At 67.6% G+C, this 13,211-nt stretch carries 12 protein-coding genes; 9 read left to right on the top strand and 3 right to left on the bottom strand.

The features are described from left to right. Window positions 1-32: 32 nt before the first annotated feature. A complete protein-coding gene (locus G4D77_RS22865) occupies window positions 33-1,358 on the bottom strand; it encodes a sulfatase family protein (protein ID WP_154833642.1) in 1,326 nt (441 codons plus the stop codon). Between the two features lie 44 nt (window positions 1,359-1,402). After that, on the bottom strand, window positions 1,403-2,425 hold the full coding sequence (locus tag G4D77_RS22870) for a tripartite tricarboxylate transporter substrate binding protein (protein ID WP_154833643.1): 1,023 nt from the start codon (window positions 2,423-2,425) through the stop codon (window positions 1,403-1,405). A gap of 143 nt (window positions 2,426-2,568) precedes the next feature. Here G4D77_RS22870 and G4D77_RS22875 point away from each other — a divergent pair, with 143 nt between their 5' ends. The 3 genes from G4D77_RS22875 to lolD all read left to right on the top strand — a co-directional run bounded on the left by G4D77_RS22875 (window position 2,569) and on the right by lolD (window position 5,099). Further along, window positions 2,569-3,075 (top strand): MarR family winged helix-turn-helix transcriptional regulator, encoded by a 507-nt coding sequence (locus G4D77_RS22875; protein WP_223275107.1) that lies wholly within the window; start codon window positions 2,569-2,571, stop codon window positions 3,073-3,075. Between the two features lie 61 nt (window positions 3,076-3,136). After that, window positions 3,137-4,390: a lipoprotein-releasing ABC transporter permease subunit gene (locus G4D77_RS22880; RefSeq protein ID WP_034347641.1), complete on the top strand. Its 1,254-nt coding sequence runs from the start codon at window positions 3,137-3,139 to the stop codon at window positions 4,388-4,390. After that, window positions 4,383-5,099 (top strand): lipoprotein-releasing ABC transporter ATP-binding protein LolD, encoded by a 717-nt coding sequence (gene lolD, locus G4D77_RS22885; protein ID WP_013800885.1) that lies wholly within the window; start codon window positions 4,383-4,385, stop codon window positions 5,097-5,099. Before G4D77_RS22880 ends, lolD begins: the two co-directional genes overlap by 8 nt. A 43-nt stretch (window positions 5,100-5,142) precedes the next feature. Here lolD and G4D77_RS22890 read toward each other — a convergent pair whose 3' ends face one another. Continuing rightward, window positions 5,143-6,609 (bottom strand): methyl-accepting chemotaxis protein, encoded by a 1,467-nt coding sequence (locus G4D77_RS22890; RefSeq protein WP_209799619.1) that lies wholly within the window; start codon window positions 6,607-6,609, stop codon window positions 5,143-5,145. Window positions 6,610-6,823: 214 nt separating this feature from the next. Here G4D77_RS22890 and G4D77_RS22895 point away from each other — a divergent pair, with 214 nt between their 5' ends. From G4D77_RS22895 to G4D77_RS22920, 6 genes are all read left to right on the top strand, one after another. Next, window positions 6,824-7,645 carry a TatD family hydrolase gene (locus tag G4D77_RS22895; RefSeq protein ID WP_043789797.1) on the top strand — a complete coding sequence of 274 codons (822 nt, stop codon included), beginning with the start codon at window positions 6,824-6,826 and terminating at the stop codon, window positions 7,643-7,645. A gap of 75 nt (window positions 7,646-7,720) precedes the next feature. Next, window positions 7,721-8,266, top strand: coding sequence for a DNA-deoxyinosine glycosylase (locus tag G4D77_RS22900; protein WP_016451089.1), 546 nt, complete (start codon window positions 7,721-7,723; stop codon window positions 8,264-8,266). Window positions 8,267-8,286: 20 nt separating this feature from the next. Next, window positions 8,287-9,087: a class I SAM-dependent methyltransferase gene (locus tag G4D77_RS22905; protein ID WP_016445733.1), complete on the top strand. Its 801-nt coding sequence runs from the start codon at window positions 8,287-8,289 to the stop codon at window positions 9,085-9,087. Between the two features lie 69 nt (window positions 9,088-9,156). After that, a complete protein-coding gene (tfpB, locus tag G4D77_RS22910; protein ID WP_016445734.1) occupies window positions 9,157-10,959 on the top strand; it encodes a type IV pilus assembly ATPase TfpB in 1,803 nt (600 codons plus the stop codon). Window positions 10,960-11,155: 196 nt separating this feature from the next. Beyond that, the gene (locus G4D77_RS22915; protein WP_016445735.1) at window positions 11,156-11,644 is read left to right on the top strand and encodes a tripartite tricarboxylate transporter TctB family protein; all 489 of its coding nucleotides are present in this window, start codon (window positions 11,156-11,158) and stop codon (window positions 11,642-11,644) included. A gap of 15 nt (window positions 11,645-11,659) precedes the next feature. Continuing rightward, the gene (locus G4D77_RS22920; protein ID WP_016445736.1) at window positions 11,660-13,171 is read left to right on the top strand and encodes a tripartite tricarboxylate transporter permease; all 1,512 of its coding nucleotides are present in this window, start codon (window positions 11,660-11,662) and stop codon (window positions 13,169-13,171) included. Window positions 13,172-13,211 lie beyond the last annotated feature (40 nt).

Below are 13,211 nucleotides of genomic sequence, written 5' to 3' on the forward strand. Positions count from 1 at the left end.
CGGCGCCTTCGTTTTTCCCCTTGGAGCGCGGTTCAGCGCTGGGGCATGTCCCGGGCCGAAGAGACCAGGCTGACCGTGGCGTCCTCGGGGATGGGCGGCATGCCCTGGTTCCAGTCTTCCCAGGCGCTGCGCATGGCGGCCAGACGCTCGGGCGCGCGCACTGCCTGGTTGGCGCGCTCGCGCTCGTCGGCGGCAAGGTCGAACAGGTAGTCGATGCCGTCCACGCGCAGGTACTTCCAGTCGCCATCGCGCAGGGCACGTTGGCCGCGGTGCTTCATGCGCCAGTGCAGGGTGCGTGGGAATTCGGCATCTTCGGCGCGCAGCACGGGCAGCAGCGAGATGCCGTCCAGCGCATGGCCCTCTGGCGCCTGCACGCCGGCGGCATCCAGCACCGTGGCCGACCAGTCCATGCTCATGCAGTGCTGGGGGCTGCTGCGGCCCGGTGCGATCACGGCCGGCCAGTGCGCGATCCAGGGCACGCGTATGCCGCCCTCGGTCAGGTCCATCTTGCCGCCGACCAGGGGCCAGTTGTCGGAGAAGCGTTCGCCGCCGTTGTCGCTGGTGAAGACGATGAGGGTGTTGTCCAGCTGCCCGTTGGCGCGCAGCGCCTCGACGATCCAGCCTATGCCTTCGTCCATGTGGTGGATCATGCGGCGGTACTGGTGGATGTTGCCGCCGTCCAGGTGGGCAATGCCTGCGCCCAGTGCCTCGGCCGTGCTGCGGTCCTCGCGCGTTTCCCAGGGCCAGTGCGGCGCCGTGTAGTGCAGGCTCAGGAAGAAGGGCGCATCGCCCTGGGCCATGCGGTGGACGAAGTCCACGCTGCGCTGCGACAGCAGGTCGGTCAGGTAGCCCTCGTCATGGTGCTCCTCCTCGCCCACCCACAGGTCGTGCTGGCCCGAGCTGCTCAGGTGGGTGAAGTAGTCCACGCCGCCTGACATGGGGCCGAAGTATTCCTCGTAGCCCGAGCGCAGCGGGCCGAAGTGCGGCGGGTAGCCCAGGTGCCACTTGCCGATCAGCGCCGTGCGGTAGCCCGCATTCCTGAGCATGGAGGCGACGGTGGGCATGTCCGGCGGCAGGCCCAGCTTCTCGCCCAGCGGCGTGCCGCGTGTCCTGCTGTTGATGGGCTCCTCGGCCGCGCCGCGCAGGCGGTACTGGTAGCGCGCCGTGGCCAGGGCAAAGCGCGTGGGAGAGCACACGGGCGAGTTGGCATAGCCCTGGGTGAGCCTGAGGCCGCCGGCGGCCAGGCGGTCGAGCACGGGCGATACCGGGCCGAAGTCGGCCGCGCGGCCGCCGTAGCAGCCGAGGTCGGCATAGCCGAGGTCATCGGCCACGATGAAGAGGATGTTGGGACGGGACATGGAAATGCGCTCTGTGCAGGGTCGTGGGCGGGAAGCGGCGGCGCTCATTCCATCTTCATTCCGGTGGACTGGATCACGGTCCGGTAGCGGTCGGCCAGCGCCTGTATGCGTTCGGCGGCGGCCGGGCCGGTCAGGCCTTCGTAGAACAGGTCGTTGGCGCGCATGCGCTCGCGCAGGGCCGGATCCTTCATGGCCTTTTCCAGCGCGGACTGGATTCTTGCGACCAGGGGCTCGGGCGTGGCGGCAGGCACCCACAGGGCGAACAACACTTCCTGCTCCAGGTCCTTGTGGCCCAGCTCGCCCACGGTGGGCACGCCGGGCACCAGCGGGTTGCGCTGGCGCGTGGTCACGGCCAGCGGCACGACCTTGCCGGCCGCCACCTGGCCCAGCATGGCCGAGGAGCTGATGATGCCGCCGTCCACCTCGCCCGCCAGCACGGCCGTGCTGGCCGGGGCGTTGCCCTTGTAGGGCACGTGACTGACTTTGGCGCCCGTGGCATGGGTGAGGATGGCCGAGGCCAGATGGCCCGGCGTGCCGTAGCCGGCCGAGCCCAGCGTCAGGCCGCTTCTCTTGCCCTGGGCGATGAACTGGTCCAGGGTCCTGAGGCCTGTGCGTGGGTTGACGGCCACCATCATTCCCTGCGAGGCGATCATCATCACGGGACGCAGGTCCGTGCCCTTGAACGGCATGCTCTTGTAGATGAAGGGATTGACGGTGAAGGTCGTGTCGATGCCGACCAGCAGCGTGTAGCCGTCGCCGGGCGCCTTGGCCGCGTTGTCGGTGCCGATGTTGCCGCCCGCGCCGGGCCGGTTGTCCACGACGAAGGGCTGTTTGAGTTCACGCTGCAGTACCTCGCCCAGGCTGCGCGCCAGGATGTCGGCGGCGCCGGCGGGCGCGAAGGCGACGACGATGCGCACGGGTTTGGCGGGCCAGGCGGCAGCATCGGCGGCCGCATCGGCCCGGGCGCCAGCGCCGGAGCCCAGGCCCAGCAGAAGGGCCAGGCCGGCCCGCAGCAGCGGGCCGCGCAAGGCATGGGTGGCATGGGTGGCTTGGAACAGGGAAAACATGGTGGCGAACTTTCTGCGCTGCGGGGGCGCCGGGCTTTGCGAGAATCCCCAGGCCGGCTCCGGACGGTGGCTCCCGTTGTCTCCTTTCCGGACGGGGCCACTGTAGAAGTCCCTGCAGCAATTGATCTAATCAACTGTTCCCCGTGAATACCCGTCCAGCCCCCACGTCCATCCAGCAGATGCTGCTGTTTCGCATCAACCGCTACTTTGGTGCGGCCGGCGGCGTGGCCATGCGCATGTGCGAGGCGCATTTCGGCATCACGCGCCGCGAGTGGGGCGTGATGGCCACGGTGGCTGCCAACGAGGGCCTGCTGTCGTCGGAGCTGGCCGAACGCGCGCAGCTGGACCGCGCACGCACCTCGCGCGCCCTCAGCGGGCTGGAGGAAAAGGGCTGGGTGCAGCGCAGCCCCCTGCCCGGCGACCGCCGCCGCGTGGCCGTGTCGCTGACCGCCGAGGGGCGGCGCATGTACGGCCTGATCCTGCCGCGCATGGCCCAGATCCACCTGGACCTGGTGTCCGTGCTCAGCGACGAGGAACTTGAACAATTCGACACCTTGCTGGCCAGGCTGCAGCGCCATGCGCTGACGCTGGAGGCAGAGGGTCGCTACGACGCCCTGCCGCGTGTGGACCGCGGACGGCACCGGCGCTGACACGCCGACGGCAAAGCCTGCCGCCATGCAGGGCCTGCGGGCGATGACACAATGCATGCCCATGCAATTTCCCTACGAACTGGCCGTCGGCTGGCGCTACACCCGGGCCGGGCGCGCCACGCGCCGCAACGGCTTCATCTCGTTCATCTCCGGCGTCTCCATGCTGGGCATCGCCCTCGGTGTCGCGGCGCTGATCATCGTGCTCAGCGTGATGAACGGCTTCCAGAAGGAAGTGCGCGACCGCATGCTCAGCGTGGTCTCGCACATCGAGATCTTCGCGCCCCAGGGTGCGGCGCTGCCCGATCTGGAGCGCACCATGCGCGAGGCGCGCGCCAACCCCGACGTGCTGGGCGCCGCACCCTTCGTCGCGGCCCAGGCGCTGCTGGCACGCGGCGAGGACATGAAGGGCACGCTGGTGCGCGGCATCGATCCGGCGCGCGAGGGGGAGGTCACCGACGTGGCCGCCACCAATGCCGAGGTGCTCCAGCGCCTGGTGCCTGGCGAGTTCAACGTGGTGCTGGGCGTGGAGCTGGCGCGCTCGCTGGGCGTGCGCCAGGGCGACATGGTCACGCTGATCGCCCCGGGCGGCCAGGTCACGCCGGCCGGCGTGGTGCCCCGCCTCAAGCAGATGCATGTGGCCGGCACCTTCGACTCCGGCCACTACGAATACGACTCGGCCCTGGTGATGATGCATTACGAGGACGCGCAGCGCCTGTTCCGCCTGGAAGGGCCGACTGGCATCCGCCTGAAGCTCAAGGACCTGCATGAGGCACCGCGCGTGGCCATGGAACTGGCCCACACCATCACCGACCGCCTGCTGATCCGCGACTGGACCCAGCAGAACCGCACCTGGTTCGCGGCCGTGCAGCTGGAAAAACGCATGATGTTCATCATCCTCACGCTCATCGTGGCCGTGGCTGCGTTCAACCTCGTGTCCACGCTGGTGATGACGGTGACCGACAAGCGCGCCGACATCGCCATCCTGCGCACGCTGGGCGCCTCGCCGTCCAGCATCATGGGAATCTTCATGGTGCAGGGCGCCATGGTCGGCGTCATCGGCACCTTCGCGGGCTTGCTGCTGGGCCTGGGCATCGCCTTCAACATCGATGTCATCGTGCCGGCCATCGAGCGCCTGCTGCATGCCAACTTCCTGCCCAAGGACATCTACCTGATCAGCAAGATGCCCAGCGATCCGCAGTACAGCGACATCATGCCCATCGCCGTGATCTCCCTGGTCCTGGCCTTTGTCGCCACCATCTACCCGAGCTGGCGCGCCAGCCGCGTGAACCCCGCCGAGGCGCTGCGCTATGAATGAAGTGAATGTGATGCCCGGTTTCGAAGTGTCCCAGCAGGGCGCCGTGGTCCTCGATGCGCGCGGCCTGACCAAGCGCTTCGCCGAAGGACGGCTCAACGTGCAGGTGCTGGCAGGTGTCGACCTGCAGGTGCGTGCGGGCGAGACGCTGGCCATTGTCGGCGCCTCGGGCTCGGGCAAGAGCACGCTGCTGCACCTGCTGGGCGGGCTGGATGCCCCCACCAGCGGCAGCGTCACCCTCAAGGGCGAGCCCCTGCATGAACTCAGCGCCCAGAAGCAGGGTGCGCTGCGCAACAGGCACCTGGGATTCATCTACCAGTTCCACCATCTGCTGCCCGAATTCAGCGCCCAGGACAACGTGGCCATGCCGCTGCGCATACGCCGCGACGACCGGGCCGAGTGCATGGAGCGCGCCGCACGCATGCTGGCGGCCGTGGGCCTGGGCGAACGCATGCTGCACCGGCCGGCCGAACTGTCGGGGGGCGAGCGCCAGCGCGTGGCCATTGCCCGCGCCCTGGTCACGCAGCCTGCCTGCGTGCTGGCCGACGAGCCCACCGGCAACCTGGACCGCAGCACGGCCGACACCGTGTTCCGCCTGATGCTGGAGCTGGCGCGCAGCCATGGCACGGCCTTTGTGATGGTCACGCACGACGAGCAGCTCGCGGCGCGCTGCGACCGCATGGTGCGCCTGGTGCAGGGACAGCTGGCCTGACCCTGTACTGGGTCCTGCGTGCGCCGTCCTGCGCGCTCCGGCGTCAGGCCATGCGCAGCAGCTTGCCGCCCATGTGCGGCGTGCGCACAGGCACCACGGTGGGCGCTGGCGCCGCCTTGATCTGCGGGGCCTCGGGAACCATGGCCGCCGGCAGCGACTTGCGCACGGGTTGCGCGCGGGGCGTGTCGCCGATGTTTACGCTCTGGGCCGTCAGGTCGGCCGTGACCTCGCGCAGCCGCGCAGACTGCGCCATGGAGGCCTGCACCACGTCGCCCATGATGGCCGTGACCTGGTGGGAGGAATCCACGATTTCCTGCATGGTCCCGCCGGCCTGTCGCACCTGCTCGGCGCCCAGAGCCACCTGCTCCACCGAGGTGTGGATGAGCTGCTTGATCTCCTTGGCGGCGGCGGCACTGTTCTGCGCCAGTGCCCGCACCTCGCCGGCCACCACGGCAAAGCCCCGGCCCTGCTCGCCGGCGCGGGCCGCCTCCACGGCGGCGTTCAGCGCCAGGATATTGGTCTGGAAGGCGATGCCGTCCATCACGCCGATGATGTCGTTGATCTTGCGCGAGCTGGCGCTGATGGACTCCATGGTGCCCATGACCTCGTGCACCGTGCGCCCGCCCTGCTCGGCCACCCGGCAGGCCTGGCGGGCCAGTTCATTGGCCTGGCCTGCGTGCTCGGCGCTTTCGCTCAGGCCCTGCATGGCCTCGCCCAGGGTCTGCGCGGCCGTGAAGCGGCGCGTGATATCGCGGGCGTACTTGACTACCTTGAAGGGCCGGCCGTCGGCATCGAGGATGGGGTTGTAGCTGGCCTCGATCCAGACCTGGCGGCCGTGCTTGCCGATGCGCAGGTACTGGCCTGCATCGTGCTGGCCGCTGCCCAGCTTGCGCCAGAACTGCGCGTATTCGGCGCTTTGGCGCTCATGGGGCTGGACGAACATGCTGTGGTGCCGCCCGACAACCTCGTCCAGCGTGTAGCCCATGGCTTGCAGGAACAGGCGGTTGGCATGGAGGATGTTGCCGTCCAGGTCGAACTCGATGATGGCCTGCACCTTGGAGATGGCCGCCAGCTGGCCTTCGGCATCGGCGTTGCGGCGCTGCTGCTCGGTGATGTCGGTGGCGTACTTCACCACCTTGAAGGGCCGGCCATGCCGGTCGAAGATGGGGTTGTAGCTGGCCTGCAGCCAGACATCGCGCCCATCCCTGGCGATGCGCCGGTAGCGCCCCGCATCGTGGATGCCGCTGCCCAGGCGCTGCCAGAACTGGGCGTATTCGGGGGATTCGCTGACCTGGCTGTCCACGAACATGCGGTGGTGCTGGCCGATGACCTCGTGCTCCTCGTAGCCCATGGTGTCCAGGAAGTTCTGGTTGGCAGCCAGCACATGGCCTTGCAGGTCGAACTCGATCACCGCCTGGGACTTGTGTATGGCGGCCAATTGCCCGTCAAGCTCCGCCTTGCGGCGTGCGCCACCGAGGTCCAGGATTCGACTCCATGCTGAGCGCTTCATGGGAATTCCTCTCTCCAAAGCATGCCGGCCGGTGATGCGGGAGCCCGATGCGGGGTGTAAGTGTTACTTTATGTATTTTTATGGAGGCGCAAGCCATTCGTGTATTGATTTTGTCAAACGGAGCTGACTCGCAATAAGCCAAGGGTTTGCCCTTGCTCCGGGCCTCGTCTGCCCCTTGGACGGGCGCTGCCCGGGCCGGTGGCATGATGCGGCCATGCCCGCCTGGATAGACACCCACTGCCACCTCGATGCCCCTGAATTCGATGCCGACCGCGATGCCGTGCGCGCGCAGGCGGCCGAGACAGGCGTTGCGCATCTGGTGATTCCGGCCGTGGCGCGCGAGCACTGGGACACGGTGGTGGCGCTGGCGCGGCGCCATGGCGACAGCTATGCGCTGGGCATCCATCCGCTGTACACGCCCAATGCCCGCGAGCAGGACATTGCCGCATTGCGCGAGACGCTGGACCGGCTGCGTGGCGATCCCCAACTGGTGGCCGTGGGCGAGATCGGGCTGGACTTCTTCGTGCCGGGGCTGGACGCACAGCGGCAGGTCTGGTTCTACGAGCAGCAGATCGCGCTGGCGCGCGAGTTCGATCTCCCGGTCATCCTGCATGTGCGCAAGTCCAGCGACCGGCTGCTCAAGACCCTGCGTGCACGGCCCGTGGCGGGCGGCATTGCCCATGCCTTCAACGGCAGCGGGCAGCAGGCCCAGGCCTTCATCGACCTGGGTTTCAAGCTGGGCTTCGGCGGCGCCGTGACCTATGACCGCGCGCTCAGGCTGCGCGAGCTGGCAGCCAGCTTGCCGCTGGACGCGCTGGTGCTGGAAACCGACGCTCCCGACATTCCGCCGCACTGGCTCTACACCACGGCCGGGCAGCGCGCCCAGGGCCAGGCCCAGGGCCGCAACACGCCGGCCGAGCTGGCACGCATTGCGGATGTGATTGCGCAACTGCGCGGCATCACGCCCCAGGCCCTGGCCGAGGCCACGGGCCGCAACGCGCGTGCCGCGCTGCGAGGCCTGCCCGCCATGGCCTGAACCAGGCTTGAGCGGAACCTGAACCTGAGCGGTCTTGCCGCCCGCTGCCAGCAGCCCGGCGACCGCTGGGCGACAATGCCGGCCATGTCCTTGACCGTTCCCGACCTGCCGCCCCCCGGCACCCCGCGCTGGCAGGGCCTGGCGCCGGTGGCCGATGCGCGGACCCGGGCCCTGGTGCTGGGTAGCTTTCCGGGCCTGCGATCGCTGCAATTGCAGCAGTACTATGCCCATCCGCAAAACCAGTTCTGGCCCCTGCTCCAGGCCTTGTGGCCCGAGTATCCGCAGCCCGGCCGCGATGACTATGCGGGCCGCTGCGAATGGCTGCTGGCCCGGGGCCTGGGGCTGTGGGATGTGTACGCCAGCTGCGAGCGCGAAGGCAGCCTGGACAGCGCCATCCGCGCTGCCGAGGTGAACGACTTCGCTGGGCTGCGCACGCACTGCCCGCAGTTGACGCTGGCCTTGCACAACGGTGGAGAAAGCTACAAGCACGCCGGCCGCACGCAGGCCCTGGGCCTGGCTGCCGTGAAGCTGCCATCGACCAGCCCGGCCAACGCGAGCTGGCGTTTCGAACGCAAGGTCCAGGCCTGGCGCGAGGCGCTGGCTCTCCATCAACTGCTCTGAATCTTTCTATTTTTCCCGACGTGATACGCAAGACCCGTGGCGCCGCCAAGGCCGCCCCTTCCTCTCCCGCCAACGCCGCAGATGCCGAGCTGCCCGAAGTCAGCGTCTCCGACGATGGCGATGTGCGCCACCTGCACCTGGGCACGCCCTGGATACAGGGCTCCATGCGCATACGCGAGCCCTTCGAGATCGAGCTGGAGTACGTGCAGCGCATGATGGGCTGGCTGCTGTTCATGGAACCCGCCAGCGTGGCCGGCCGCCATGCCATGCAGCTGGGCCTGGGCGCCGCGGCCATCACCAAGTTCTGCCACAAGAAGCTGCGCATGCGCACCACGGCCATCGAGCTGAACCCGCAGGTGCTGGCCGTGTGCCGCAGCTGGTTCAAGCTGCCGCCCGACAGCGACACGCTGCGCGTGGTGCTGGCCGATGCGGCCCAGGAAATCCGCAAGAGCCAGTGGCTGGGCACGGTCGATGCGCTGGCCGTGGATCTCTATGACCACGATGCGGCCGCGCCCGTGCTGGACAGCGCCGAGTTCTATGCCGATTGCCGCAATCTGCTGACCGAGGACGGCATCATGACCGTCAACCTGTTCGGCCGCACCTCCAGCTACGAGCGCAGCCTGGCACGCATGGCCGAAGCCTTTGGCGAAGAGGCCATGTGGGCCTTCCGCCCCACGCGCGAAGGCAACACCGTGGTGCTGGCCCAGCGCACCCCGCGCGCGCTCGACCCCGCAGCGCTGCAGGCCGCCAGCGCCCAGGTGCAGGCCCGCTGGGACCTGCCCACCACGCGCTGGCCCAAGATCTTCGTGCGGCCCTGGTAGAGCGGGCTGGCCGGGCAGGGAGGCCGGCAGGCTTACCATAGGGCGCAGTTCAGCTTCCGGCCCAACGCCATGTCCGACCCGACCTCCACCGCACAGCCCACAACCGCCGTCGCTCCGCGCAATCCTTCGGGGCCCCTGGACTGGCGCAGGCTGGTGCAGTGGCTGCAGGCCGACGGCGTGATCACGGCCGAAGAGGCCCAGCGCACCGTGGCGCGCTGCTCGCAGGCCGAGAGCACCCAGCACCCGCTGGTCCGGCTGGCCAACGTGGGCGTGGCCCGGGCCGGTGACGGGCGCGCGCTGGACATCGAGGAACTGACCCAGTACCTGGCGAGCCGCAGCGGCCTGGCCTACCTGCGCATCGACCCGCTGCGCGTGGATGCGGGCCGCGTGGGCGAAATCATGAGCGCCAGCTATGCCGAGCGCCACAAGGTGCTGCCCGTGCAGGTGTCGCCGCAGGAAGTGGTGGTGGCCACGGCCGAGCCGTTCATCGACGACTGGGTGGCCGAGGTCGAGCGCCAGGCGCGCCGCAAGGTGCGCCGCGTGCTGGCCAGTCCGGTGGACCTCAAGCGCTACACGGGCGAGTTCTTCGCCTTGGCCAAGTCGGTGCGCGCTGCCGAGAAGGCCGGCGGTGCGGCCAGCGCGGCCAGCTTCGAGCAGCTGGTGGAGCTGGGCAACAGCAGCAAGCAGCTCGATGCCAACGACCAGGGCGTGGTGCGCGTGGTGGACTGGCTGTGGCAATACGCCTTCGACCAGCGCGCCAGCGACATCCACATGGAGCCCCGGCGCGACCAGGGCGTGATCCGCTTTCGCATCGACGGCGTGCTGCATCCGGTCTACCAGGTGCCCATGGGCGTTCTCAACGCCATGGTCTCGCGCGTGAAGCTGCTCGGGCGCATGGACGTGGTGGAAAAGCGCCGTCCCCAGGATGGGCGCATCAAGACCCGCAACCCGCGCGGCGACGAGGTGGAAATGCGCCTGTCCACGCTGCCCACGGCCTTTGGCGAAAAGCTGGTGATGCGGATCTTCGACCCCGACAACACGGTCAAGGACCTGGATGCCCTGGGCTTCACCAGCCATGACGCCCAGCGCTGGAACGAGCTGGTGCGTCGCCCGCACGGCATCATCCTCGTGACCGGTCCCACGGGCTCGGGCAAGACCACCACGCTGTACTCCACGCTCAAGCGCGTGGCCACGGAGGAGGTCAACGTCAGCACCGTGGAGGACCCGATCGAAATGATCGAGCCCAGCTTCAACCAGACCCAGGTGCAGACGCAGCTGGACTTCGGCTTCACCGAGGGACTGCGCTCGCTGATGCGCCAGGACCCGGACATCATCATGGTGGGCGAAATCCGTGACCTGGCCACGGCCGAGATGGCCGTGCAGGCTGCGCTGACCGGCCACCTGGTGTTCTCCACGCTGCACACCAACGATGCGCCCAGCGCCGTGAGCCGGCTGATGGAGCTGGGCGTGCCGCCCTACCTGATCAACGCCACGCTGCTGGGCGTGCTGGCCCAGCGCCTGGTGCGCACGCTGTGCCCGCAATGCAAGCAGCGCGACGAGGAGACTTCGGCCGCCACGCTGGCCGAGGCCGTGCGGCCCTGGAAACTGTCAGGCAGCTACCAGCCCTACAAGCCCGTGGGTTGCGTGGATTGCCGCATGACGGGCTTTCGCGGGCGCATGGGCCTGTACGAGCTGCTGACCGTGAGCGAGGCGCTCAAGCAGCAGATCCACACCTCGCCGTCCATGGATGCGCTGCGCCGCCAGGCCGTGCAGGACGGCATGCGTCCGCTGCGCCTGGCCGGAGCCCTGCGCGTGGCCGAAGGCGTGACCACGCTGCAAGAGGTCATGGCCAGCACGCCCCTGCTGGGCTGACTGGCGGATAAAAACGTAAGTGCCTGCTCTTGCGCAGGCCGTTGCCAATGATGGATGGGGTGCCTGGCATGGGCACCCTTTTTTCCTCATGCGGGTAGGACATGAGGGTATGCCCTTTGTAGGTGGAATCCACATTCGGACACAGTTTTTCTGAACGCAAAATCGCCGGGTCGTGATTCCGTAAGGAGACATTCTCGTGAAAATCAAGAGTCAGAAAGACTTTTTTTCCGGCGTGATGTTTTTGGTTGTCGGCCTCGCTTTTGCGATCGGCGCAACCAACTACACCGTCGGCACCGGTGCCCGCATGGGCCCGGGCTACTTCCCGCTGATCCTGGGTGTGCTGATGTCCATTCTGGGCACGGCCATCTGCTTCTCCGGCCTGACCAAGGGACCCTCCGGCGGTGACAAGATCGGCAAGTGGGCGTGGAAGCAGGTGTTCTTCATCCTGGCCGCGAACTTTGCCTTCGGCATCCTGCTGGTCGGCGTTCCCAATCTGGGCATTCCCCAGTTCGGTCTGATCGTCGCCATCTATGCGCTGGTGTTCATCGCCAGCCTGGGCGGCCATAGCTTCAACTTCAAGGAAGTGGCAATTCTGGCCACCGTTCTTGCCGTAGGCAGCTATGTGGCCTTCGTGTGGGCACTGAATCTGCAGTTCCCCGTCTGGCCCAGCTTCATCACCGGCTAAGCAGGAGCATCGTCCGTGGAACTTTTTCAGAACCTGGCGACCGGCTTCGGCGTCGCCTTCACTTTCCAGAACCTGATCTACTGCTTCGTCGGCTGTCTGCTCGGTACGCTCATCGGCGTGCTTCCAGGCATCGGCCCCGTGGCAACGATCGCCATGCTGCTGCCAGCGACCTACGCCCTGCCTCCGGTGGCGGCGCTGATCATGCTGGCCGGTATCTACTACGGTGCGCAGTACGGTGGCTCGACCACCGCCATTTTGGTGAACCTGCCGGGTGAATCCTCGTCCGTGGTGACCGTGATCGACGGCTACCAGATGGCCAGAAAGGGGCGAGCGGGACCCGCTCTCGCTGCCGCAGGACTCGGCTCGTTCTTCGCAGGCTGCGTGGGCACCGTGATCCTGGCCGCCTTCGCGCCTCCGCTGACGGAAGTGGCCTTCAAGTTCGGCCCTGCCGAGTACTTCTCGCTGATGACCCTGGGCCTGATCGGCGCCGTGGTGCTGGCTTCGGGCTCGCTGCTCAAGGCCATTGCGATGATCGTGCTGGGCCTGCTGCTGGGCATGGTCGGTACCGACGTGAACTCCGGTGTGGCCCGGTACAGCTTCGACATTCCCGAACTGACCGACGGTATCGACTTCGTCGTGATCGCCATGGGCGTGTTCGGCTACGGCGAAATCATTGCCAACCTGTCCAAGCCCGAGGACGAGCGCGAAGTGTTCGCAGCCAAGGTGACCGGCCTGATGCCCACCGCCGAGGACTTCAAGCGCATGCTGCCTGCCATGCTGCGCGGCACGGCCCTGGGTTCTGCCCTGGGTATCCTGCCCGGTGGCGGTGCCATGCTGTCGGCCTTTGCTGCCTACACCATCGAGAAGAAGACCAAGCTCAAGCCGGGCGAAGTCCCCTTCGGCCAAGGCAACATCCGTGGCGTGTGCGCGCCCGAGTCGGCCAACAACGCAGGTTCGCAGACCTCCTTCATCCCGCTGCTGACGCTGGGCATTCCGCCCAACGCCGTGATGGCACTGATGGTGGGCGCGATGACCATCCACAACATCCAGCCGGGCCCGCAGGTGATGACCAGCAACCCCGAGCTGTTCTGGGGCCTGATCGCCTCGATGTGGATCGGCAACCTGATGCTGATCGTCCTGAACCTGCCGCTGATCGGCGTCTGGATCAAGCTGCTGACCGTGCCCTACCGCTGGCTGTTCCCGTCCATCGTGCTGTTCTGCGCGATCGGCGTGTACGGTACCAACAACAACACCTGGGACGTGTGGATGGTGGGTATCTTCGGCTTCGTGGGCTATGTGTTCCACAAGCTGGGCACCGAACCGGCTCCCTTGCTGCTGGGCTTCATCCTGGGCCCGATGATGGAAGAAAACCTGCGCCGTGCGCTGCTGCTGTCGCGTGGCGACTGGAGCGTGTTCGTGACCCGTCCGATCTCGGCCGGCCTGCTGCTCGCCGCCGTGGTGCTGCTGGTGGTGGTGCTGATGCCCGCAGTGAAGAACAAGCGCGAAGAAGCATTCGTCGAGGATTGATCGCCTCAGCGCTGCAACCATGTTGCTTGACGGCCCTTCG

The sequence above is a fragment of the Delftia sp. WY8 genome (assembly GCF_018437695.1).
Lineage (GTDB): Bacteria > Pseudomonadota > Gammaproteobacteria > Burkholderiales > Burkholderiaceae_C > Comamonas > Comamonas tsuruhatensis.

What these genes read in the sequence shown, in the direction of transcription:
- G4D77_RS22865 (WP_154833642.1), bottom strand. Translation starts at nt 1,358, where the DNA reads ATGTCCCGTCCCAACATCCTCTTCATCGTGGCCGATGACCTCGGCTAT.
- G4D77_RS22870 (WP_154833643.1), bottom strand. Translation starts at nt 2,425, where the DNA reads ATGTTTTCCCTGTTCCAAGCCACCCATGCCACCCATGCCTTGCGCGGC.
- G4D77_RS22880 (WP_034347641.1), top strand. Translation starts at nt 3,137, where the DNA reads ATGCAATTTCCCTACGAACTGGCCGTCGGCTGGCGCTACACCCGGGCC.
- lolD (WP_013800885.1), top strand. Translation starts at nt 4,383, where the DNA reads ATGAATGAAGTGAATGTGATGCCCGGTTTCGAAGTGTCCCAGCAGGGC.
- G4D77_RS22890 (WP_209799619.1), bottom strand. Translation starts at nt 6,609, where the DNA reads ATGAAGCGCTCAGCATGGAGTCGAATCCTGGACCTCGGTGGCGCACGC.
- G4D77_RS22895 (WP_043789797.1), top strand. Translation starts at nt 6,824, where the DNA reads ATGCCCGCCTGGATAGACACCCACTGCCACCTCGATGCCCCTGAATTC.
- G4D77_RS22900 (WP_016451089.1), top strand. Translation starts at nt 7,721, where the DNA reads ATGCCGGCCATGTCCTTGACCGTTCCCGACCTGCCGCCCCCCGGCACC.
- tfpB (WP_016445734.1), top strand. Translation starts at nt 9,157, where the DNA reads ATGTCCGACCCGACCTCCACCGCACAGCCCACAACCGCCGTCGCTCCG.